The organism is Sphingosinicella rhizophila (assembly GCF_032378825.1).
In the GTDB taxonomy this organism is placed as follows: Bacteria; Pseudomonadota; Alphaproteobacteria; order Sphingomonadales; family Sphingomonadaceae; genus Allosphingosinicella; species Allosphingosinicella rhizophila.
In genome coordinates this window covers 186,926-209,832 of sequence record NZ_JAVUPU010000001.1, presented here as the reverse complement: position 1 = coordinate 209,832, position 22,907 = coordinate 186,926, and the positions used below count along the sequence as shown (strand labels likewise).

Annotated in this window: 22 protein-coding genes; 12 read left to right on the top strand and 10 right to left on the bottom strand. The window is 62.6% G+C overall.

The genetic code is table 11. The features are described from left to right. Window positions 1-56: 56 nt before the first annotated feature. From RQX22_RS00960 to proS, 4 genes are read right to left on the bottom strand one after another with little or no spacing between them, the layout of a single operon-like run. On the bottom strand, window positions 57-983 hold the full coding sequence (locus tag RQX22_RS00960) for a lysozyme inhibitor LprI family protein (protein ID WP_315722816.1): 927 nt from the start codon (window positions 981-983) through the stop codon (window positions 57-59). Between the two features lie 28 nt (window positions 984-1,011). Then, on the bottom strand, window positions 1,012-1,683 hold the full coding sequence (locus tag RQX22_RS00955) for an ABC transporter ATP-binding protein (protein ID WP_315722814.1): 672 nt from the start codon (window positions 1,681-1,683) through the stop codon (window positions 1,012-1,014). Further along, window positions 1,676-2,920 carry a lipoprotein-releasing ABC transporter permease subunit gene (locus RQX22_RS00950; RefSeq protein ID WP_315722812.1) on the bottom strand — a complete coding sequence of 415 codons (1,245 nt, stop codon included), beginning with the start codon at window positions 2,918-2,920 and terminating at the stop codon, window positions 1,676-1,678. The genes RQX22_RS00955 and RQX22_RS00950 overlap by 8 nt, the downstream gene beginning before the upstream one ends. Beyond that, window positions 2,917-4,224 carry a proline--tRNA ligase gene (gene proS, locus RQX22_RS00945; protein ID WP_315722810.1) on the bottom strand — a complete coding sequence of 436 codons (1,308 nt, stop codon included), beginning with the start codon at window positions 4,222-4,224 and terminating at the stop codon, window positions 2,917-2,919. The genes RQX22_RS00950 and proS overlap by 4 nt, the downstream gene beginning before the upstream one ends. Window positions 4,225-4,907: 683 nt before the next feature. On the opposite strand from proS, the gene RQX22_RS00940 reads away from it, so the two are divergent. The 7 genes from RQX22_RS00940 (at window position 4,908) to RQX22_RS00910 (ending at window position 8,729) form a co-directional block, all read left to right on the top strand. After that, window positions 4,908-5,114: a cold-shock protein gene (locus tag RQX22_RS00940; protein WP_315722808.1), complete on the top strand. Its 207-nt coding sequence runs from the start codon at window positions 4,908-4,910 to the stop codon at window positions 5,112-5,114. A gap of 2 nt (window positions 5,115-5,116) precedes the next feature. Then, the gene (gene infA / locus RQX22_RS00935; RefSeq protein WP_315722806.1) at window positions 5,117-5,380 is read left to right on the top strand and encodes a translation initiation factor IF-1; all 264 of its coding nucleotides are present in this window, start codon (window positions 5,117-5,119) and stop codon (window positions 5,378-5,380) included. A 255-nt stretch (window positions 5,381-5,635) separates the two neighbouring features. Further along, the gene (locus tag RQX22_RS00930; RefSeq protein WP_315722804.1) at window positions 5,636-5,845 is read left to right on the top strand and encodes a hypothetical protein; all 210 of its coding nucleotides are present in this window, start codon (window positions 5,636-5,638) and stop codon (window positions 5,843-5,845) included. 100 nt (window positions 5,846-5,945) lie between these two features. After that, window positions 5,946-7,049 (top strand): NADH:flavin oxidoreductase/NADH oxidase, encoded by a 1,104-nt coding sequence (locus RQX22_RS00925; protein WP_315722802.1) that lies wholly within the window; start codon window positions 5,946-5,948, stop codon window positions 7,047-7,049. 58 nt (window positions 7,050-7,107) lie between these two features. Beyond that, window positions 7,108-7,527 (top strand): secondary thiamine-phosphate synthase enzyme YjbQ, encoded by a 420-nt coding sequence (locus RQX22_RS00920; RefSeq protein WP_315722800.1) that lies wholly within the window; start codon window positions 7,108-7,110, stop codon window positions 7,525-7,527. A 7-nt stretch (window positions 7,528-7,534) separates the two neighbouring features. Continuing rightward, the gene (locus RQX22_RS00915; RefSeq protein WP_315722798.1) at window positions 7,535-8,002 is read left to right on the top strand and encodes a YbaK/EbsC family protein; all 468 of its coding nucleotides are present in this window, start codon (window positions 7,535-7,537) and stop codon (window positions 8,000-8,002) included. Window positions 8,003-8,279: 277 nt separating this feature from the next. After that, a complete protein-coding gene (locus tag RQX22_RS00910; protein WP_315722796.1) occupies window positions 8,280-8,729 on the top strand; it encodes a hypothetical protein in 450 nt (149 codons plus the stop codon). 59 nt (window positions 8,730-8,788) lie between these two features. Here the strand turns inward: RQX22_RS00910 and RQX22_RS00905 are convergent, their stop codons facing one another. The 3 genes from RQX22_RS00905 to tpiA form a co-directional block, all read right to left on the bottom strand. Then, complete coding sequence (locus RQX22_RS00905; protein ID WP_315722794.1) at window positions 8,789-10,420, bottom strand: CTP synthase; 1,632 nt, start codon at window positions 10,418-10,420, stop codon at window positions 8,789-8,791. A gap of 79 nt (window positions 10,421-10,499) precedes the next feature. Further along, the gene (gene secG, locus RQX22_RS00900; protein WP_315723500.1) at window positions 10,500-10,934 is read right to left on the bottom strand and encodes a preprotein translocase subunit SecG; all 435 of its coding nucleotides are present in this window, start codon (window positions 10,932-10,934) and stop codon (window positions 10,500-10,502) included. Window positions 10,935-11,017: 83 nt separating this feature from the next. Next, window positions 11,018-11,767, bottom strand: a complete 750-nt coding sequence (gene tpiA / locus RQX22_RS00895) for a triose-phosphate isomerase (RefSeq protein ID WP_315722792.1) — start codon at window positions 11,765-11,767, stop codon at window positions 11,018-11,020. Between the two features lie 143 nt (window positions 11,768-11,910). Here tpiA and RQX22_RS00890 point away from each other — a divergent pair, with 143 nt between their 5' ends. Then, a complete protein-coding gene (locus RQX22_RS00890; RefSeq protein ID WP_315722791.1) occupies window positions 11,911-13,857 on the top strand; it encodes a peptidylprolyl isomerase in 1,947 nt (648 codons plus the stop codon). A 7-nt stretch (window positions 13,858-13,864) separates the two neighbouring features. Further along, window positions 13,865-14,473 (top strand): anthranilate synthase component II, encoded by a 609-nt coding sequence (locus tag RQX22_RS00885; protein ID WP_315722790.1) that lies wholly within the window; start codon window positions 13,865-13,867, stop codon window positions 14,471-14,473. Here the strand turns inward: RQX22_RS00885 and RQX22_RS00880 are convergent. Beyond that, window positions 14,449-16,113, bottom strand: a complete 1,665-nt coding sequence (locus RQX22_RS00880; protein ID WP_315722789.1) for an MFS transporter — start codon at window positions 16,111-16,113, stop codon at window positions 14,449-14,451. The two genes, RQX22_RS00885 and RQX22_RS00880, sit on opposite strands and share 25 nt — an antisense overlap. Window positions 16,114-16,276: 163 nt before the next feature. Here RQX22_RS00880 and lexA point away from each other — a divergent pair, with 163 nt between their 5' ends. Continuing rightward, window positions 16,277-16,942, top strand: a complete 666-nt coding sequence (gene lexA / locus RQX22_RS00875) for a transcriptional repressor LexA (RefSeq protein ID WP_315722788.1) — start codon at window positions 16,277-16,279, stop codon at window positions 16,940-16,942. On the opposite strand, the gene bla is transcribed toward lexA, so the two are convergent. Both bla and RQX22_RS00865 read right to left on the bottom strand, forming a co-directional pair. Next, window positions 16,936-17,802 (bottom strand): subclass B3 metallo-beta-lactamase, encoded by an 867-nt coding sequence (gene bla / locus RQX22_RS00870; protein ID WP_315722786.1) that lies wholly within the window; start codon window positions 17,800-17,802, stop codon window positions 16,936-16,938. The two genes, lexA and bla, sit on opposite strands and share 7 nt — an antisense overlap. Before the next feature lie 109 nt (window positions 17,803-17,911). Next, window positions 17,912-20,143, bottom strand: coding sequence for a ComEC/Rec2 family competence protein (locus RQX22_RS00865; protein WP_315722784.1), 2,232 nt, complete (start codon window positions 20,141-20,143; stop codon window positions 17,912-17,914). 26 nt (window positions 20,144-20,169) lie between these two features. Between RQX22_RS00865 and gltX the strand changes: the two genes are divergently transcribed. Further along, window positions 20,170-21,603: a glutamate--tRNA ligase gene (gene gltX, locus RQX22_RS00860; RefSeq protein ID WP_315722782.1), complete on the top strand. Its 1,434-nt coding sequence runs from the start codon at window positions 20,170-20,172 to the stop codon at window positions 21,601-21,603. Then, a complete protein-coding gene (locus RQX22_RS00855) occupies window positions 21,603-22,889 on the top strand; it encodes a citrate synthase (RefSeq protein ID WP_315722780.1) in 1,287 nt (428 codons plus the stop codon). The genes gltX and RQX22_RS00855 overlap by 1 nt, the downstream gene beginning before the upstream one ends. Window positions 22,890-22,907 lie beyond the last annotated feature (18 nt).

The following is a 22,907-nucleotide window of genomic DNA, read 5'->3' as shown; positions in this document are numbered from 1 at the left end:
GGTTTTCCACAGCTTAGTCGGCTTCGCAGCTTTTTCCCGAAGCTGCACGGGAAGCGCTAATAAGCGCCGGTCATGATGTCCCTGATTTCACGCATCCGGCCTTGATAGGCCGACGCGACGCAGGCGGTGTCGCGGCAGCGGTCTCGATAATCCAGGAAGGCGTCACGGGTGCGAACCAACCGTCGGCGCGTGGCGTTGTCGGCATCGTCCATGGCCGATCCATAGAGTTCGGCCATCGTCCGATCGAGCGCCGCAAGCCTGTCGCTCCCGCAGACGAGCAGCTCGCCGCGGGTGCGTGCATAGCGGCAATCGAAGCTGGGATCGGCCAGGGTCGGCGGCGGTCGCGGCGAGTCGGTGTCCACGTCCGGCGGTGGGAATGTCGGCACCGGTTCCGGCGTGACCGGCGGCAAGGCTTCCGCGTCGATAAGAGGATCGTCGGCCGCCGAAGCAGCCGGCTCGTGCAGACGGTGGCCCTCCATGTCGAACGCGGCAAGGCGCGAAACGATATTTTCCGCACCGTTCATTCTGTAGACTGGGCCGCTCCCGTCGGCTGCGGCCTGGACCTCGTAGATCACGTCGGCAACGAGCCGGCGGTCGCCGTTGAAGGCGACTTCGGCGCCCGGCGGCAGTTCCAGGATGAAGCGGCCGCTGCAGCGGGTGAGATCGAGCGACGCATCGTGACCCCGCGCCACCGGATCCTCCATCCGGACAATTGCACCGGCGGCCAGGATGTCGAAATTGACCCGCTCCAGCGTCCGCAAATCCCCAGCTTGTGCGAAGACGAGCTGTTTCAGGCCCCGAAGGGTAGTGCTGGACGCGCAGGCATCCTTGATCGTCTGCTTGGGTTCGGATCGGCCGGTTTGGTCTGTCGTCCCCGCAATATCGTCGCGCATGCTGAGGCCGAAGCCGACCGCGAGGGCGATTGCCAGAACCGCCGCGAGGATCGCAGCGACCGTCCTGCGATCGAGAGCCTTGAGATTCATTCCGTCCCTTATCGGCAAAGGCGCCGGATCATTCCAATACGCCGTCATGCAAACGCACGACACGGTCCATCTTGGCCGCCAGGCGTTCATTATGGGTAGCGACTAGCGCCGCGCTCCCTTCCTCGCGCACGAGGCGGAGGAATTCGGCGAGGACAATGTCCGCAGTCGCTTCGTCCAGATTTCCGGTGGGTTCGTCGGCTAGTACCAGCAGGGGTCGGTTGGCGAGCGCCCGCGCCACCGCGACGCGCTGCTGCTCGCCCCCCGAAAGCTGGCTGGGGCGATGGGTAAGGCGCTGGGCAAGACCCAGCGAGCTGAGCAAGGCGTCGGCGCGTTCCTCGGCTGCCGCGCGAGTCGCTCCATGGATCAGCTGAGGAAGGACGACATTCTCCGCGGCGCTGAAATCCGGAAGCAGGTGATGAAATTGATAGACGAAGCCCAGGGCATTGCGGCGCAAGCGCGTGCGGCCGTCATTTTCCAGCGCCGCCGCCTCCTCGCCGTTGATCCGGATCGATCCTTCGAAGCCGCCTTCGAGCAGGCCGACGGCCTGCAAAAGGGTCGACTTGCCGGATCCAGAGGGGCCGAGCAGGGCAACGATCTCTCCCTGCCTCACGTCCAGATCGATGCCACGAAGGACCTGGATGATGGTTTCGCCCTGCTTGAAGGTCCGCTTCAGGCCGCGGACGCTGACCGTGTCATTCATAGCGCAGCACCTGCACCGGGTCAGTGCTCGCCGCCTTCCAGGCCGGGTAGAGGGTGGCGAGAAAGCTGAACGCGAGCGCCATGACGACGATCGCGAGCACCTCGAACGGATCGGTCTTGGAGGGAAGCTCGGTCAGGAATCGGATCGATGGATCCCAGAGATTCTGGCCGGTGACGAACTGGATGAAATTGACCACCGACTGGCGGAAGAACAGGAAGATCGCACCCAGGATCAGGCCGGCGATGATGCCGAGCGCGCCGATCGTGACGCCCACCGTCATGAATACCTTCATCAGGCTGGACCGGGGAGCGCCCATGGTCCGCAATATGGCGATGTCACGGGTCTTGGCGCGTACGAGCATGATCAGCGAGGAAAGGATATTGAACACCGCGACCAGGATGATGATGGAAAGGACAACGAACATCGCGATCCGTTCCACCTCAAGCGCCTCGAACAAGGCGGCGTTCATCGAACGCCAATCCTTGATCGCCCCCTGTCCTGCGACGAGTGCGGCGAGCGGCGCCAATATCTCGCCCACCCGGTCGGCGTCATTGGTCTGGATCTCGACCATGCCCACGGCGTCCCCCAGCATCAGCAATGTCTGGGCGTCCTCGATCGGCATGAGCACGAACGCCTTGTCATAATCGTAGACGCCGATTTCGAAGATGGCGGCGACATTGTAGGAAACGATGCGTGGTACGGTACCGAACGGCGTGGTCCTCCCCTGCGGACTGATCAGGCTGATCTGACCGCCGACCCTGGCGCCGAGGGCTTCCGCCAGGCGTGCACCGATCGCGACATTTTCGGCGCCCGGACGCAGCGAAGCGAGCGATCCCGACACCACCTCCACCGTCTTGTTGCCGACAATGTCACGACGCTGCATGCCGCGCACCAGCACGCCTTCCACCCGGCCGTCATAGCTTGCCATCAAGGGTTGTTCGATCAGCGGCACTGCCTCGGTCACGCCGGGGGTTCTTCGCGCCTGTTCCGCGATCTCGCGCCAGTCGGCCAGGCGTCCCCCATAGCCTTGCACCACGGCATGACCGTTGAGGCCGACGATCTTGTCGAACAATTCGGCCCTGAAGCCGTTCATCACGCTCATCACGATGATGAGCGCGGCCACGCCGAGCATCACCGCCACCAGGCTGATTGACGCCACCAGGAAGATGAAGCCTTCCCCCTTGCCCGGCAGCAAATAGCGCTTGGCGACCATCCGCTCGTAGCGGTTGAGGATCATCTGGCGGTCAGCCGGGCGAGCGCAGTTTCCAGCGACAGCTCTTCTCGTTCGCCGCTGGCGCGGCGCTTCAGCTCGACCACGCCTTTCTCGAGACCCTTCGGCCCTATGACGAGCTGCCATGGCAGGCCGATCACGTCCATCGTCGCGAACTTGGCGCCACCGCGCTCGTCGCGGTCGTCATACAGGGTTTCGACACCCGCCGTTTCCAGCTGCTTGTAAATATTGTCGGCAGCCGCCGAGCAGGCTGCGTCGTCGGCGCGCATGTTGATGAGGCCGACCTGGAACGGCGCGACGCTGTCGGGCCAGACGATGCCATTGTCGTCGTGGCTCGCTTCGATGATCGCGCCCATCAGGCGCGAGACGCCAATCCCGTAACTGCCCATCTGAGGGTGGACCTGCCCGCCATCGGCTGTCTGGATGCTGAACCCCATGCTCGCGCTATACTTCGTGCCGAACGCGAAAATATGGCCGACCTCGATCCCGCGACGGCTGCGCAGGCGTTCCGCCGGAACCGGGCATTCCGCCACCTTCTCATGCTCCTCCGCCTCCATCGCGTAGAGCCGGGTCAGCCGGGCGATGGTGGAGGCGTCGGCAGCGAGCAGTTCTTCACGGGTCACGTCGTCGATGGCTGCGTCGTAGAAGAGCTGGCTTTCGCCGGTCTCGGCAAGAATATGGAATTCATGGCTGAGATCGCCACCGATCGGGCCGGTCGGAGCGCGCACTGGCACCGCTTGCAGGCCCAGCCTGGCGAAGGTGCGGAGATAGGCAACGAACATCGCCTCATAGCTTTGCTTCAGCCCTTCCTCGTCGAGGTCGAAACTATAGGCGTCCTTCATCAGGAATTCGCGGCCCCGCATGACGCCGAACCGGGGACGCACCTCGTCGCGAAATTTCCACTGGATATGGTAGAGCGTGCGCGGAAGGTCGCGATAACTTTTCGTGGCGTCGCGGAAGATGGTGGTGATCATCTCCTCATTGGTTGGGCCATAGAGCATCTCGCGCTCGTGCCGGTCTACGAGACGGAGCATTTCCGGGCCGTAGGCGTCGTAGCGTCCCGATTGGCGCCAGAGATCGGCCGACTGGATCGTCGGCATCAGGAGTTCGACGGCACCCGCTTTGTCCTGCTCCTCCCGGACGATCTGTTCGATCTTCTTGAGAACGCGGAGGCCAAGGGGCAGCCACGCATATATGCCTGCGGCGGTCTGTCGGACGAGTCCGGCGCGCAGCATCAATTTGTGGCTGACGATCTGAGCATCGGCCGGCGTTTCCTTGGTCACCGGCAGGAAATATCGGGAAAGTCGCATCACGGCGCTCTAGAGTCTGATCGTTTGAGGTGGAAGCGCTTTCTCGCTTCCTGAGATCGACAGGTTCGGGCTGACTTCAACTGGTGGAACCTCGATCCCGGCCCAAGTCGATTCAGCCTCGGGCGGACAGACGTATGGGTCGAGAGCCGGGCCTGCGACAGGCGTAGCCGCTTGCGGAAATGAGAGCGCTGCACTGGGATAAGGCCCCGGTTCGAACCCCTGTTGCGCATTCGACACAGGGCTTGGAAAACCTGCAATGACCTGCAATCGAAGGGTGACAAGCCTCCCCCCCTTCCCTAGCGTCACACTCACGAAACGAAGGCGGCATAGCCTCGGTTCGGGGAGGCTTCGGCCCCGCTTCCCTCTTGCGAGGTGAGGGAGTGCGTGCGGGCTGAAGCGTTCTTATAAAGGGGGATGACGAGCAATCGTCACGGGTGCCCGGACAGCAATGTCCGGGCACTTGCTTTTCAGCCTGGCGCCGACACCTGATCCCTTGGTGATCCCTTGACCGGGCATAGCTCGCTGGGCCTCGGCTTGAATATTAACCGATTCCAACCTATATCAACCTTGCTAACGTCGCTTGCGACGGAATTTGACGCCTTTCGGCTATTCTTCCCTTTCTCGCTTCCTGGCTACGCGGTGCGCAATTCGCCCGTGTCACTCACGCATGAAAGGATCCGATCATGGCTATCGGTACCGTCAAATTCTTCAATTACGACCGCGGCTACGGCTTCATCTCGAACGATGCGGGCGGCGACGACTCCTTCGTTCACATCACTGCCGTCGAGGCGGCGGGCCTTCCCGGCCTCAACAAGGACGAGCGCGTCAGCTACGATATTGAAACCGGCGCCAACGGAAAGAGCTCCGCCGTCAACCTCCAGGCCGCTTAGGCTTGGCCAAGGAAGAGCTGCTCACCGTCGAAGGCCTGATCGACGAGATTTATCCCGACGGACGCTTTGGTGTGACGCTCGACAATGAGCATCGCATCATCGCTTATACCGCTGGAAAGATGCGGCGTTTCCGTATCCGTTCGGTCGTCGGCGATCGCGTCCATGTCGAGATGACGCCTTATGACCTCACCAAGGGTCGCATCATCTTCCGCGAAAAGACCCCCGGGCAAGGACCCGTCGGTCGACGGAGCGGATTCAGGCGTTAGCGGCAGGATGCCGACGCTCGGCATCCCATGAAAGACTGGCGGCAAGGACCGCCCCAAGGAATATATGAACGTACAGACTGCCGGGTCCAATCGACCCAAGATTTCACTTCCCTTCGGCAGACCGCGCGCGGCCGCCGAACGCAATTCACCGACATTATCGACGCAGGAACTGCGTCGGCTCATCTCCGAGATGCTCGGTTGACCTATCGCCCCCTTCCGCCTCGTGCGGAAGGGGCTTTCATTTGGAGTAAGACAATGTCGAGAACGCCGATCCGCCCTTTCCTGATCGCCAAGGACGACGAAGGCAATGTCCGGTTGACCGTCCGCGAGACGCGTTTCAACAGCCAGGGCTATCCGCTGGTCACTGCCACTTTGCTCGATGAGGTTTTCAAGACCGCCACCGCCGCCCGGACGCATGCCAAGGAAAAGTTTGGAGCGGAGCCGGGGCAGTTCGCGGTAAAATGATCGAAGCGCGAACGCCTTAAAGCCGCAGGCCTCGCCCGGGGCATTGACGCCCCGGTTCCGCGCACCCACCTGCCAGCCTTCCCACCGGCCGGAGTTGGAAATGACCGCGAAGCTCTTCACCCTGTTTCGTGTTGGTGAACTGGACCTCGACAACCGCATCGTCATCGCGCCGATGTGCCAATATTCGGCTGTTGCCGGCTGCATGACGGATTGGCACGTCATCCACCTGGGCCATCTCGCTTTGTCCGGAGCAGCCCTTCTTACCATCGAAGCGACTGCGGTCCTGCCCGAAGGTCGAATCAGCCACGGCGATGTGGGTCTTTATTCGGACGAGACCGAAGCGGCCATGGATCGGGTGTTGGCGAGCGTCCGTCGCTGGTCCGACATGCCGATCGCTATCCAACTCGGTCATGCCGGCCGCAAGGCATCCACCGAACTTCCCTGGCGCGGGGGACGCCAGGTCGATCCAGCTGACGAGCATGGGTGGCAGACTGTGTCGGCATCAACCTTACCTTTCATGGAGCGTGAGAACGCGCCATTGGCCCTGGACCGGGAGGGTCTTGACCGGGTCCGTTCGGCTTTTGCCGACAGCGCCATGCGGGCAGCCCGACTGGGGATCGACGCCGTCCAGATCCATGGCGCCCACGGCTATTTGCTGCACCAGTTCCTCTCGCCTCTGTCGAACCGGCGCGATGACGAATATGGCGGCAGTCTCGAGAATAGGATGCGCTTCCCTCTGGAAATATTCGACCTTGTGCGTGCCGCTTTTCCTGCCGAAAAGCCGGTGACGATGCGCGTCTCCGGCACGGATTGGGCGGAAGGGGGCTGGGACATCGAACAGACGATCGCTTTTGCCAATGCGCTTGAATCGCGCGGCTGCAGTGCGATCCATGTTTCCAGCGGTGGCCTTACGCCCGCGCAGAAGATTGCGGTCGGCCCCGGCTATCAGGTTCCGCTCGCCTCCGCCGTGAAGGCCGCGACCAAGATGCCGGTCGTCGCCGTCGGGCTGATTACCGAATTCGAACAGGCGGAGAATATCCTCCAGGCCGGCCAAGCCGACCTCATCGCGCTTGCCCGCGGGATTCTCTACGACCCCCGATGGCCATGGCATGCCGCGGCTCATTTCGGGGCAAGCATCAAGGCCCCGAGCCAATATCTGCGCTCGCAGCCGAGCCGGTATCGCGACTTGTTCATCGCCCATTAGGGGCCGGCCCCGTCATGCCGACTGGCGCTGCCTGGTAGATCGGGCTAGTCGCGGCCGAATGCGGCAGGTCACGAGCGAAATCCACATCCGGACCGAACGGCAGGGGCTGTTCGAGGTCACGCATGAGGTGCTCGGCTGGGTCGAAGGACACGGCATTAGCGAAGGACTTCTCACCATTTTCTGCCGCCACACTTCCGCCTCGCTCCTTGTCCAGGAGAATGCCGCACCTGAAGTCCGTGCGGACATCCAAGACTTTTTCGCCCGGATCGCGCCTGAGGATCCGACTGCTTATGCTCATGATGATGAAGGGCCGGACGACATGCCCGCCCATCTTCGCTCGGCCTTGACCCAGGTCCAGCTGTCCATCCCGCTGATCGGCGGAAGTCTCGCTCTGGGCACCTGGCAGGGCATCTATCTGTTCGAACACCGGCGCCGTCCGCAAGACCGCACCCTCGCTCTACATATCATGGGGCAATAGACCCGACATGAGCGTCGAATCCGTTCGGGAATGGCTGTCGAAACACGCGCCGGAACTGCCGATGATAGAAACCGAAGAAAGCACCGCCACCGTTCTCGAGGCCGCTCAGGCGCTGGGTGTCGAGCCGGGGAGAATCGCCAAGACACTTGCGATCCGTGTCAACGGCGATGTCCTGCTGCTCGTTGCGCGCGGCGATGCGCGTCTGGACAATGGCAAGTGCAAAGCCGCGTTCGGTGGCCGGCCGCGCATGCTCGGACCGGAGGAGACGTTCGACCTTACCGGCCACCGTGTCGGTGGCGTCTGTCCGTTCGGACTGGCGACCGCCTTGCCTGTCTTTCTCGATCTGTCGCTCCAGGATTTCGACGAGGTCTTTCCCGCGGCCGGATCGCTCAACTCTTCGGTGCGGGTAACGCCTGATCGGCTCGCCGAGATCGTACAGGCGCGCTGGGTCGATGCTTGTGTGAAGCCCCAGTGACGATCTCTCGATATAGGGCGCGCGGATAAGCCTGGCCCGGGCTTTGCGATCGAGGTTCAGGTCTAGCTGTATTACCGGGGGCTGCCTGGCAAGGCCAAGGACCGGACACTAAAAATTCCGCGAGATGCATCCTGTCCCGTAACCGGGGCAGCTTGCGGCATATCCGAGAACATCGTCAGGCGATCGTTCGTTTCTGCTTCCTCCCCCGCCCCAATCGCGACGGATGATGTACCCCCGCCCGACTGGGTTTCGGATTGAGGAATATAGGAGAGACGTCATGAAAAGTGCAGCTCTAGCGGTGACTTTGCTGTTGAGTAGCGCGGCGATCGCGCAAACTGTCCAGCCTGAGACCGCCCTCACCCCGGATACTTCGACGGCCATGATGCCGCACGATAGTGTCGACAGCGTCGAACACACCATGATGCCTACGACGGCGCCAGAAGCCGTTGCGCAGCAGCCCATGATGACGACACATGTCTCTTCGACCACTGCCCGCATCGTGCAGCCGAGCAATGCCGATCCGGAAACGGATGCCCGCGGCATCAAGGTGATTTCGGCGGAGGCGATGGTCCCCGCGGGATGGAACGGCCAAGCCGGAATTGCCGAAGGCGGACCGCTTCTGGATCCTGTCACCGGCGAAGCCATGGCACCCGATAATTATCCTGCCTGTTCCGCGACCGTGACGGACAATTGCCTGCAAAGCTACGAACGGGGTCTCAGTACATAGCGCGGCCCCATGCCTGTCTGGATTCTGCCCCGCGCTTTGTGCGCGGGGCGTCTTTGTGATCAAACCAGCCGGCTTTGCCTGACCGCTGCTTCGATGAAGCTGGCGAAAAGCGGATGGGGGTCGAACGGCTTGCTCTTCAGCTCCGGATGGAACTGCACGCCCACGAACCAGGGGTGGTCGGGACGCTCGACGATCTCCGGCAACTGGCCATCCGGACTGAGGCCGGAGAAGATCAGCCCCCCCCTTTCCAGCTTTTCCCGATAGGCAGTGTTGACTTCGTAGCGATGGCGATGGCGCTCGCTGATCGACCTGTCGTGGTAGATCGCGGCCACGTGGCTGTTGGGGCTCAGCACCGCTTCGTAGGCTCCTAGCCGCATGGTGCCGCCAAGGTCGCCGTTGGCGGCACGGCGTTCCAGACCTTCCTTGCCCATCCACTCGGTGATGAGGCCTACGATCGGCTCTCCGGTTGGACCGAACTCGGTCGTGCCGGCCGCTTCGATGCCGGCGAGATTGCGGGCGCCTTCGATGCAGGCCATCTGCATGCCGAGGCAGATGCCGAAGAAGGGGACGCCCCTTTCCCGCGCGAACTGGACCGAGGCGATCTTTCCCTCGCTGCCGCGCTCACCGAAGCCGCCGGGCACCAGGATGCCGTGGACGGGTTCCAGCATGGGCGCGACATTGCCATTTTCCGAAAAGAGTTCCGCATCGAGCCAGTTGATTCGCACTTTCACCCGATTGGCGAGGCCGCCGTGGATCAGGGCTTCCGTCAGGCTCTTATAGGCGTCCGGCAAGCCGACATATTTGCCGACGACCCCGATCGTCACTTCACCTTCGAGATGCTCCTGCCGGTCCATGATATCCTCCCAGCGGGAGAGATTCGGCGGCGGCGCGTCCTGGATGCCGAACGCGCGCAGCACTTCTGCATCCAATCCTTCGCGATGATATTGAAGCGGTACGGCATAGATGCTCTTCGCATCCAGCGCCGGAATGACAGCTTCTTTCCGGACATTGCAGAATTGGGCGATTTTCGACCGTTCGGATTCGGGTAGCGGCCGATCGACCCGGCATAGAAGCAAGTCGGGCTGGATGCCGAGACTGGTCAGATCGCGGACACTATGTTGGGTCGGCTTAGTCTTCAGCTCGCCGGCAGCGGCGATATACGGAATGAGCGTGGTGTGGATCGACACCGTATTTTCGCGTCCGAGATCGTTGCGCAGCTGCCTGATCGCCTCGATGAAGGGGAGGCTTTCGATGTCGCCGACCGTGCCGCCAATCTCGCAGATCAGGAAATCGAGATCCTCGAGTTCCGCCAAGGCGAAGGCTTTGATTTCGTTCGTGACGTGCGGAATGACCTGAACGGTCGCGCCGAGATAGTCGCCGCGCCGCTCCTTCGCGATGATGTCACGATAGATGCGGCCCGTCGTGATATTGTCGGACTGGCGGGCCGGAACGCCGGTAAACCGCTCATAATGGCCAAGGTCGAGGTCGGTCTCGGCTCCATCGTCGGTCACATAGACTTCGCCATGCTGGTAGGGCGACATCGTGCCGGGATCGACGTTCAGATAGGGATCGAACTTACGGATGCGGACCTTGAAGCCACGCGCCTGGAGAAGGGCGGCGAGGGAAGCCGCCATCAACCCTTTGCCAAGGCTGGAGACCACGCCGCCGGTGATAAAAATGAACCGCGCCATGGGAGGTCAGGCTTAAGCCGTCACCCCATCCGGGGGCAAGACAGCGAATCGAAAAAAGAAAATTAATCCGCGCTTCGGCTTATTTCGCCAGCGGGACCGACCCATTGGAAGGAGCCGGAACCGGATTTGCAGTCGGAGCGGCCGGTGCGGCGATATTGCCGGCCCGCTCGGCGACGCCCGAGAGCGGGTCGGCAATGGGAGCCCCGCTGGTCGTCGGCGCGAGTGGCGGCGCCAGAGGCGACGTCTGCGCCGGCTGTTTCGACAGGGACGGATCGATCTGCGTCGGTGCCCGGTCGATCGTGGCAATGCCGGCAAGGGCTATCGAGAGGATCACGAACAAGGTCGCGAGGATTGCGGTGGCACGCGTCAGGAAATCGGCCGCGCCGCGCGCTGACATAAGTCCCGACGAGTTGCCGCCCACGCCGAGGCCGCCCCCTTCCGAACGCTGCATCAGGATGACGGCGACCATTGCCGCCGCGACCAGGGTCTGGATGATGAGCAGGAAGGTGAACAGCATGAACGAAAAGCTTTCGCGACAGGGATCAGGCGCGCGATCTAATCGATCCCGCGCTCTGGTTCAACCTTGAGGGCCAGGACTTAGCAGCGCGCTGCCGCCTGGATGATAGGCACGAATTGCTCGGCCGTCAGGCTGGCGCCGCCGACGAGGGCACCATCGACATTGTCGACCGCGAACAGTTCCGCCGCATTCTCCGCCTTGACCGAACCTCCGTAAAGGATGCGGATGCGTCCACCGCGATCGCCGAAATTATCGATCAGGTGCGCCCGGATGAGGGCATGCATCTCGGCGACGTCGGCGGTCGTGGCGGATTTCCCCGTCCCAATTGCCCAGATCGGCTCATAAGCCACAACCATCTCCCCATCCCCCTCGGGATCGGGGAGTGAACCGGACAATTGGGCGGAAACCACCTTCCCTGCCCGTCCGGCGGCGCGGTCCGCCTCGCTCTCGCCGACGCAGACGATGGTCCGGAGACCGTGGCGGATCGCCGCCTGCGCCTTGGCGCTCACTAAGGCATCGCTTTCATGTTGGTCGGCGCGGCGCTCGCTGTGCCCGACGATGGTGAGCCGGGCCCCGGCCTCCTTGAGCATAGGCGCCGAAACGTTGCCGGTATGGGCGCCGCTGTCGCTCTGATGGCAATCCTGGGCGCCGATGGCGAGTCCGCCGGCGCGGGCCGCGGCCAGGCTGATCAAGGTGAATGGCGGACAGATGGCGACATCGACGCCTGCCGCCTCGCGGGCGGCCGCCGCGATCGCGCTCAGTTCCGCGAGCTGCGCGCGGCTGCCGTTCATCTTCCAGTTTCCAGCTATAAGCTTGCGGCGAACTGACATGATAGGATCACTTCCTGGGTACGAGGAGCCTTAAAGCGGCGAGGCCGGGCGCGTAGCAATTGCCGAAGGCGGTGCCAAGCTTGCGGGCATCCTTCCGCGCTTCTATGACCCCGGGCAATCCAGTTCATCGATCGGACCCTATCATGCTCTCCTACTTTCGCCGAGGCGTCACCGCCAAGATCATGCTGGGTCTGCTTTTTATCACCTTGATCGCCCTCGTGATCACGGGCTTTGGCACCGGAGGCAGTGGGCTGGGCGGCCTTGGCGGCCTCGGCAGCTCCAGCGTCGCCAGTGTCGAAGGCGAGACCATCACCACGGGCGATGTCACGGAGCAGGTGAACCGCCAGCTCGCTCGCGCTCGCCAGCGCTCACCGGAGTTGGACATCGCGACCTTTGTCCGCAGCGGCGCGATCGAACAGATCGTCGGGGACATGATCACCAGCACGGCATTGCTCGTGTTCGGACGAGACATTGGCATCGGCGCTTCGGTCGATATGGTGAATCGTGAGATTGCCGGCATTCCTGCCTTCCAGAACATGGCCGGCCAGTTCGACAATGACGTTTTCAGGCGGGCGCTCGCCCAAGAAAAGATCAGCGAAACAAAGCTTCGCGAGGAAATCGAGGCTTCGCTGATCCAGCGCCAGATGTTGCTTCCCGTCGGCGGATCGGCGCAGGCGCCGAGGGGCATCGCCCTTCAATATGCCTCGCTTCTCCTCGAAACACGTTCCGGATCGGTCGGGTTGGTGCCGGCCGAGGCCATGGGCGCGGGCACCGAACCGAGCGCGCAGGATATCACCACCTTCTACAACAGCAGCAAAGCGCGCTACACGATCCCGGAGCGTCGCGTGATCCGCTACGCGACTTTCGGCCGCGAGCAGGTCGCTGCCGGTTCCGTCCCGACCGATGCCGAGATCACCGCTTTCTACCAGCGCAATGCGGCATCTTACGGCCCGACCGAAACCAGGACTCTGAGCCAAGTGGTTCTGCCTGACGAGGCGGCGGCCCGGGCTTTCGCTGCGAAGCTCGCCGCCGGCACCAGCTTCGCCAGGGCGGCGGCTGATGCGGGCTTTAGCGCGGCCGACACGTCGGTTGGTCAGCAAAGCAAAGACGCCTTCGCCAAAGCGAGCACGGCCGCTGTCGCCAATGCTGCCTTCACCGTCGCCGAGGGCGCGGCCACTGCGCCGATCAAGTCGGAGCTTGGCTGGCATGTCGTCCGCGTCGACGCGATAAACCGAACGCCGGCACGACCTTTGGCGACCGTCCGTGGCGAAATTGCCGCTCAACTCGGCCAGCAGAAAATGGAGCAGGCGCTTGCCGACCTGGAGGCCAAGATCCAGGATTCTTTGGGCGAAGGGTCGAGCATCGAGGAAATCGCGCGCGCCAACAATCTGACGATCAGAGAAACGTCCCCGATCACCGCCACAGGCGCTGCTCCGGGCAATCCGGATGCCCAGACACCGCCAGAGGTGAGGCCGCTTTTGCAGACCGCCTTCGACATGGTGGAGGATGAGGATCCGGTGGTCGAGCCGGTCGTGCCCGGCCAGCTCTTCGCCATCGTGCAGATCGCCAAGATCGTTCCCGCAGCCGCGCCGCCGCTCGCCCAGATCCGGGAGCGCGTGAAGGCCGATCTGGTCGTCAAGCGCGCCAATGATCGGGCCCGCGCCGTGGCGGGTTCGATCCTTGCCAAGGTCAACGCAGGAACGCCGGTGGCCAAGGCCTTTGCCGAAGCCCAGATGCCGCTTCCCCCAGTATCTCCGATCATGGCCCGCCGCATGGATCTTGTTCAGCGCCAGGAGGGTATCCCACCTCCCCTCGCGATGCTGTTCAGCATGCCGCGCGGAAAGGCTCGGCTGATCGCTGCTCCAGGAGGACAGGGATGGTATGTCGTCCAGCTCGACAAGGTCGTTCCGGGCGATGCCAGCAAGGTGCCCGCGCTGGTGGAAACCACCCGCACGCAATTCGCCCAGGTGCTGGGCGACGAATATACGCGGCAATTCACCCGGGCCGTGCAGGCCGAAAAAGAGGTCAAGCGTAACGAGGATGCCGTTGCCGCATTGAAGAACCAACTGACCGGCGGTCCGGCGCGATAGAGTTTTTGTGGAGGTCTTCGTCCTCGACAATTATGACAGCTTCACTTGGAACATCGTCCATTATCTGAAGGAATTGGGCGCCAAGGTTCGGGTGGAGCGCAACGATGCGCTGAGCGCCGCTGAAGCGGTCGCGAGCGGATCGGCGGCCTTCTTGATTTCTCCCGGGCCGGGAACACCGGACGATGCCGGCATCTCGCTCGATCTGGTCCGGTCCTGTGCCGAACTGGGCCTGCCTCTGCTCGGAATATGTCTCGGCCACCAGGCCATAGGGGCCTGTTTCGGCGGCCGGGTGATCCGCTCGGCCCGCGTGATGCATGGCAAGAGCTCGGCAGTCGATCATGACGGCAGCGGGCTGTTCGGGGGTATCCCCTCCCCCTTCTCGGCCGCCCGTTATCACTCGCTCTCGGTCGCGGCCGAGGATCTGCCGGCCTGTCTGACCGTCAATGCCTGGGCCGACGACGCGCCAGTCATGGCCCTCCGCCACCGTTCGCTGCCGATACATGGCGTTCAATTCCATCCCGAGAGCATCGCCAGCCAGCACGGCCATGCTTTACTCGGCAATTTCCTCCGGCTCGCCAGCGAGCATCCCCGTCAGCCTTCGATCGGCCGGCGATAGGTTTCGGGCAGGAAAAACAATCCGATGACAAGTGTTAGCGCCGCCACGACGACCGGATACCAGAGGCCGTAATAGATATCCCCGGTGGCGGCGACCATCGCGAAGGCGGTCGTCGGCAGGAAGCCTCCGAACCAGCCATTGCCGATATGGTAAGGCAGCGACATCGACGTGTAGCGGATTCGGGTGGGGAACAATTCCACCAGCAGGGCGGCGATCGGGCCGTAGACCATCGTTACATAGAGAAGCAGGATGATGAGGATGAGAACCACCATCACTTCGTCGACCTGGGCCGGATCCGCCTTTTCAGGATAGCCGGCGGCTGCGAGCGCCGCCTTCGCCCGCGACTGGAATTCCGCAATTGCTTCGGTACGCGCCGGACCGGACAGGCCGTCCGGGTCGATCGAGGAAATGATTGTCTCACCGATCGACACGTGGGCCACAGCCCCGGCTGGCGCCGTCACGTTGCGATAGGAGATTCCGGACTTGGCCAGAAAGGATTTGGCGATGTCGCAGGATTTGCCGTCGAACCTGTTCCGGCCGATCGGGTCGAACTGCACGGAGCAATCCTCCGGATCTGCGGCCACCGTAACCGGGGCCTCGCGCTGTGCGGCATGGAGCGCAGGATTGGCATAACGGGAAAGGGATTCGAAGAGCGGAAAATAAGTGAGCGCGGCCAGCAGGCAGCCGGCAAGAATGATGGGCTTGCGGCCGATCCGGTCGGATAGCCACCCGAACAGGATGAAGGCGGGGGTGGCAATGGCGAGGGCGATCGCAACCAGGATGTTGGCCGTGGCGCCGTCCATCCTCAGCGTCTTTTCAAGAAAGAAGAGAGCGTAGAACTGACCAGTATACCAAACCACTGCCTGGCCGGCGACGGCGCCGACGAGAGCCAGGATGACGATCTTCAGGTTGGACCATCTTCCGAATGCCTCAGTCAGCGGCGCTTTCGATCCGCTGCCTTCTTCCTTCATCTTGCGGAAGACCGGGCTCTCGGCGAGCTGCATCCGGATCCACATCGAAATGCCGAGGAGCAGGATCGAGATCAGAAAGGGAATGCGCCAACCCCAGGCTGCGAAGGCCTCTTCCCCCAAAGCGAGGCGAACGCCGATCACGACCAGCAAGGCCGCGAAGAGGCCCAATGTCGCCGTCGTCTGGATGAAACTGGTGTAGAGGCCCCTTCTGCCGTCAGGCGCATGCTCCGCGACATAGGTGGCGGCGCCGCCATATTCGCCGCCGAGCGCCAGACCCTGGAGGAGACGCAGCAGTACGAGCAGGATGGGCGCCGCGACGCCGATCGACGCATAGCTGGGAAGCAGGCCGACCAGGAAGGTCGACAGGCCCATTATGCCCATCGTCACCAGGAAGGTGTTCTTGCGCCCAACCAGATCGCCGATCCGGCCGAAGAAGAGGGCGCCGAAAGGCCGCACCGCGAAGCCGGCCGCGAAGGCTGCGAGCGCGAATATGAACCCTGTCGTTTCGTTGACGCCGGAAAAGAACTGGATGGTTATGACGGTAGCAAGCAGGCCGTAAAGGTAGAAATCATACCATTCGAAGATGGTCCCGAGCGATGAGGCAAGTATTACCAGCTTGGCGCTCTGCCGCTCTTCCCGCTGCGGCGCTTCGCCCTCACTTGTCGGCATATTCTCTCTTTTCCTGTCATTGCCCCTGCCGGCGATCCTAGGCGAAGAGGAAGGATGCGCAAGCTTTGCCCAGTCGAGTCCTTGGGCGAGGAAGGTCTCCTGCTTGACAGGATCGAATCTGTTTCCTACACGTTCTCTATTCGTTCCTATAGGAGCCTGGAACATGCTGACGCGCAAGCAACACGAGCTTCTTTGCTACATCCATGACCATCTTGGCGAAACAGGTGTTTCCCCTTCTTTCGAGGAGATGAAGGAGGCGCTCGATCTCAAGTCGAAATCGGGCGTGCACCGGCTGATTTCGGCGCTGGAGGAACGAGGGTTCATCCGCAGGCTGCCGAACCGCGCCCGGGCCCTGGAAGTGACCCGTATGCCGGACATGAAGGGCGATGAGAAAGCTGGGATCTCGACGCGGCCGCAGGCTCCCGTCATCCCGCCCTCGGCAGCCAATGATGTCGTCGAGCTGCCGCTTCACGGCCGCATCGCCGCCGGCCTTCCGATCGAGGCGCTGGAGGGTCAGAGCACCCTGCCCGTTCCGGCCGCGCTGCTGGGTCCCGGTGAACATTACGCGTTGGAAGTGGCCGGCGATTCGATGGTCGAGGAAGGCATTCTCGATGGCGATTTCGCATTGATCCGCAAGACCGACACTGCTCGGGACGGCGAGATCGTCGTGGCGCTTATCGACAATAATGAGGCGACCTTGAAGACATTCCGTCGTGAAGGTTCGATGATCCGGCTCGATCCCGCGAACCGAAATTACGATGCCCAACGCTACCGGCCCGACCAGGTGGCCATACAGGGGCGGCTGTCCGGTCTACTGCGGCGCTATTGAGAAGCCTCTCGCTGCTGGCGGTGTAACTCTGCCTTGAATTCGGTCTCCGCGCGCTGGACTCTTCGTGCCAGTTCGCCGGAGTCGACGAAGGCGTCGGCATCGCCCTCGGCAAGGCGGCGCCGCTTCGCATCCATGTCGAAGAAAGCGGGGTGATAAGTCAGATAGACGTCAGCCTGCAGTCGTTTCAGTTTTGAATATGTGGCACGGAAATCGGCGGCCGCCTCGGGATAGAGGCTATCCCCAACCAGTTTTTGCCCGGCAACGGTGAGGCTGCAGGCGAAGACGAGGTCGAGCAGCTTGCCTTTCTCTTCGATGCGCATCGTCCAGCTGGTGCAGCCGCGCGTGTGGCCGGGCGTCAGATGGGTGACCAGACTGGTTCTGCCAACAGCAATCCTGCTTCCATCGGAAATGATTGCATCGACCTTGACCGGCGCGCTCGGACTCATATCCGGACGATAGCGCGGAACGCCGCTCTCGAGCGCAGGTTTGTCTGCGGCACTGGCGAGCAGCTTCGCGCCCGACAGACGCTTGAGCTCGGCGAGGCCTCCCGAATGATCCCAATGGGCATGGTTTATGAGTAATATGTCGACGTCCTCGATCCGAAAACCCAGGCGCCGAATATTCGCCGCGATCTGTGGCGCGCTTTCCTCAAGTGCGCCATCGATCAGGACATGACCTTCCGGGCCGGTAATCAAAAAGGCAGCCAGCCCTTCGGTTCCGACATAATAGACATTGCCAACGAGACGGAACGGTTCGGTCGATCGATTCCATTCCGCGCGTAATTTGCTCACGTCTTCAGGCTGCGCCGCTGCCGGTGCCGAAATCAGCGCGAGGAAGAAAGGCACGGAGAAACGCGACATGGCCTGCTCTTACGACCCGCCCGGATCTTGGGCCACGGTCTTTTCCCGAAGTAACCCCAGCCCGACGGATAGGCGAGACGATCATGGGAGAAAATGCACGGCCGCTCTTTCAGTCCCGGCCGCCCTTCGATCCACTTCGTCGATCCTGCCGGAAACGGGATGGTTTGGGTGAAGGCCGGCCGGTCATCGCCGGAGGAGCCCAGGGATGCTTGCCCACCTGCTCGGCGACCGTAGAGACTTTGGCCTCTCTTCCAAGCACGATGGCAAGGCCGCCGGTCTTTCGGAGCAGGGAGCGGTCTGCTTTCAGCCAGCGCGGCTTGCATGTGCGCGGAAGTCGGCGATCGGAAACGACGATGTCGGCTTTTGCGCAGGCCTGCGCCAGAGGACCGAAATCGACGAAACGGCTGCTGCGGGTCGCGAGAATGCGCCAATGCCGGCCGCTTCGCTCGATATCGGTCACGCACAGATCGTCGCTGCAGGATGCGCTGCGGAGATATGCGATTTCCGCCGCTTCTTGGTCTGTGCCGGAGGCCTCGCCCAGCATGTCGCGCACATAATCTCCGGCACGTCCGCGCAAGATGGCTAGACCTCCCTCGGCGGTGCGGAGCGCCATGTGTCGGCCGTCGCCCGTAATCAGCAGATCGGGAGCGGGCGTGGTGAGGGCCCATATCGCTCCGACCAGGATCGGCAACAGGCCCCAGCGGCGCCAGCTTGTGCGCCAAAGGAAGAGCCAGAGGCCCCCGAGGATCATCAGTGCGAATGCGGCCGCGGGCATGCTCGGCAGCATCGTCACCGCGCCCGGCGCTTGAGCGGTGCGATGGGCGAGCGTCAGCAACAGGCCGAGCGACTGTCCCGCTATCCACCAGAACGGTTCTCCCAGCCCGAAGAGGTCGAAAAGTAAGGCCAGCGCTTCGAACGGCATGATGACGAAAGTGGTGAGCGGAATGGCGATGATATTGGCCAAAGCGCCGTAAAGGCCGGAGCGATGGAAATGGTAGAGAGCGATCGGCGTCAGTGCCATTTCCACGGCAAGGCCTGTCAGAACCAAAGCGAGCAGAACGCGGCCCAACTTCGCACCCAGCCCCTCGTCCCGGCGCGTAAGCAAGGCGCGGATGCGGGGATGGTCGTGAAGGACTACGATGGCGGTAATTGCGGCGAAGCTGAGCTGAAAGCTCGCGCCGGCGAGTGAATCGGGCCATAGCAGAAGGACGATGATGGCACCCGTCGCGACCAGCCGGAGGGTCAAGGCGTCGCGGCCGAGTGCTATTCCGCCGAGGACGAGGATCGAGGCGATGCAGGCCCGAACCGTCGGCACTTCGGAACCGGTGAGGAGCGTGTAGACGATGCCGGCGAGCGCAGCCGCCCCGGCTGCGATCAAGACCAGCCGGAAGCGCAAGGCCAGGGATGGGCTGAGTGCCAGCAGCTTCAGCACCAGGAACATGACGGCGCCGACCACGGCCGTCAGGTGCAGGCCACTCACCGAAAGAAGGTGGGCAAGGCCGGAGCGCCGCAGGGCCTCGGCATCCTCTTCGGGTATTCCGCCTTGGTCCCCGGTTGCGAGAGCAGCGGCGATCCCGCCTTCGCCCCCGGGGAGTCGGGAGCGCACATGAGAGGCCAGCTTTTGCCGCCATGTCGCCAATCGCGCCTGCCACCCCTGGACGCCGGCGGGCGCGACGACCTCCACCTCATAAGCGCGGCCGGTCGCGCCGATCTGCTGAAACCAGGCCGCGCGCGAAAAATCATAGGCGCCTGGAACGGGCGCCGGGGCCGGCGGCATCAGCCAGGTCTTGAGCCGCACCATCGCACCGGCGGCGAGACCCTGAGGGGCCTTGGCGGCGTCAATGTTGACGCGCAGCTTGGGCGGGAGCTTCGGAGCATCATACGGGCGCACCAGCAGCCGGATCGCCTCCCGTGCGGGCAAAAGCTGCACCGCCTCGACCTTACCGGTAAATTCGACAGCCTGCGCATGGCCGAGCCTGGGCGCCGCAATACGATCGGCCTTCCACCAGATATTGAGGCAGCCGATCATCGCTGCCAGCGAGAAGATGGCGATGGCGCGTGCCCATCGTGTCCCCGGCGACAGTGCGAGCGGTGCGACAATGGCTGCCATGGCAATGAGCAGGAAAGCCGACCAGGCCCTGGCATCGGGAAGCGCGAACCAGGCCGCGACACCAAGCCCCACTCCCACTGGCAGCCAGATCGGGAGCTGGTCCCGCTCACGCTCGAACAAGCCCTCCAGGCCGGCGGCTATGCGCGAAAAGATAGCAACGGTGTTACCGTGGTGCCCGGTTTGTAGCCGCTCATCCGCTATGCTAGGGGCGCTCACGTCACCGGTCGTCATGGGCCGCATCCTTGGAGAAAGCGCGGGTGAGCGCAACCTTAGAAACCCCCGGGGTCGTAACCCGCTTTGCGCCCTCGCCTACCGGATTCCTTCATATCGGCAATGCCAGGACGGGCCTCTTCAACTGGCTTTACTCCCGCCATCACGGCGGCAAATTCCTGCTTCGCATCGAGGATACGGACAAGGCGCGCTCCACACAGCCGGCGATCGAAGCCATCCTGGACGGTCTGGAATGGCTCGGCATCGATTGGGACGGAGAAGAAGTCTATCAATCCCGGAGGGCGGCGCGCCACGCCGAGGTCGCCGAGGCCCTGCTGGCCAGCGGCAATGCCTATCGCTGCTATGCGACGGCTGAAGAACTGGAGCAAATGCGGGCCGAGCAGCGGGCAAATCGCCAGCCGCTCCGCTACGACGGCCGCTGGCGCGATCGTGCCCCCTCCGAAGCGCCGGAAGGACGGCCTTATAGCGTCAGGATCCGGGCGCCGCGGGATGGCGAGACGGTGATCCAGGATGAAGTCCAGGGCCGCGTTGCGGTACGAAACAGCGAACTGGATGACATGATCCTGCTCCGTTCGGATGGGACGCCCACCTATATGTTGGCGGTCGTGGTCGACGATCATGATATGGGCGTCACCCACGTCATCCGCGGCGACGACCATCTCAACAATGTTTTTCGCCAGCTGACGATCATCCGCGCCATGGGATGGCCGGAACCGGTCTACGCCCATATCCCGCTGATACACGGGCCGGACGGCGCGAAATTGTCCAAGCGCCATGGTGCGCTCGGCGTCAGCGACTATCGCGATGAACTGGGTATCCTGCCGGAGGCATTGTTCAATTATCTGCTGCGTCTGGGCTGGGGACATGGCGATGATGAATTCATCGGCAAGGAAGATGCAATCCGCTGGTTCGATCTCGGCGGCGTCGGCAAATCTCCGTCCCGCTTCGATATCAAGAAGCTCGAGCATCTGAACGGTCACTATATCCGTGAGGCAAGCGACGGCCGACTTGCCGGCCTGGTGGCGCCGCGGATCGAGACCATGATAGGGCGAAATCTCGACACGCAAGCTTTGGAATTGCTCACGAAAGCCATGGCTGGCCTGAAACCCCGCGCCAAGAATTTGAATGAAATGGCGGAAAGCGCAGCTTTTTTCTTCAAATCCCGACCGCTCGACCTCGACGAGCGAGCTTCCGAGCTTTTGGCAGGAGACGCGACGAAATTGCTGCAGTGCACCTATAATGGGCTATCGGCGCTTGACGAATGGAGTGAGGAAGCCACAGAGGCGGTCGTGCGCGCGGTCGCCGAACAGGCCGGGGTCAAACTCGGCGTGGTGGCACAGCCGCTGCGGGCCGCGCTGACCGGGCGGGCGACCTCGCCCGGGATTTTCGATGTGCTGATGCTGCTTGGGCGAGAGGAAAGCCTGGCGCGCATCGCCGACCGGACGAATGAGGATCTATAATGGCGGAAGAACAGGCCAGTCTTGCGATCGACGGCAAGAATCTCGACTATCCCATCCTGCACGGGTCCGTGGGGCCCAGCGTCGTGGATATACGCAAGCTCTATGGCAAGACCGGCTCCTTTACCTATGACCCCGGTTTCACCTCGACCGCCAGTTGCGAATCCCAGATCACCTATATTGACGGCGACAAGGGCATCCTCCTCCATCGCGGCTATCCGATTGATCAGCTTGCCGAGCAATCCAGCTTCATGGAGGTCGCCTATCTCCTTCTCTATGGAGAGCTTCCCGATCGGGCGACGCTCGACAACTTCTCCTATACGATCACCCGCCACACGATGCTGCATGAGCAGCTTGCCCAATTCTATCGGGGATTTCGGCGGGATGCCCATCCAATGGCCATCATGTGCGGCGTCGTCGGTGCCCTTTCCGCTTTCTACCATGATTCCACCGACATCACTGATCCCAAACAACGGATGATCGCCAGCCATCGGCTGATCGCCAAGATGCCGACCATCGCGGCGATGGCCTACAAATATTCGGTGGGACAGCCGTTCATCTATCCTCAGAACGATCTCAGCTACACCGGCAATTTCCTGCGCATGACGTTCGGTGTTCCGGCCGAGCCCTATGAGATCAATCCCGTGATCGAGCGGGCGATGCGGCGGATCTTCATTCTCCACGCCGATCATGAGCAGAATGCGTCCACGTCCACTGTCCGGCTCGCCGGATCGTCGGGCGCCAATCCCTTCGCCTGCATTGCCGCCGGCATCGCCTGCCTCTGGGGCCCCGCGCATGGCGGCGCCAACGAAGCTGCGCTCAACATGCTCCGCGAGATTGGCCGTCCGGAGCGGATTCCCGAATTCATCGCCCGCGCAAAGGACAAGGACGATCCGTTTCGCCTCATGGGTTTCGGCCATCGCGTCTACAAGAATTATGATCCCCGTGCGAAGGTCATGCAGCAGACCGCCGAGGAAGTGCTGAAGGAATTGGGAATATCCGACCCGGTGCTCGATACCGCCCGGGAACTCGAGCAGATCGCGCTCAACGATGAATATTTCATCGAGAAGAAGCTCTATCCCAACGTCGATTTCTATTCTGGCGTAATCCTGTCGGCGATCGGTTTTCCGACCTCGATGTTCACCGCCTTGTTCGCACTCGCACGGACGGTGGGTTGGGTCGCGCAATGGAATGAGATGATCTCCGATCCCGCCCAGAAGATCGGCCGTCCGCGTCAGCTCTATACCGGCCCGACGCAGCGCGATTACGTCCCCGTGGACAAGAGATAGGCCAGAACAGCGTCTTGG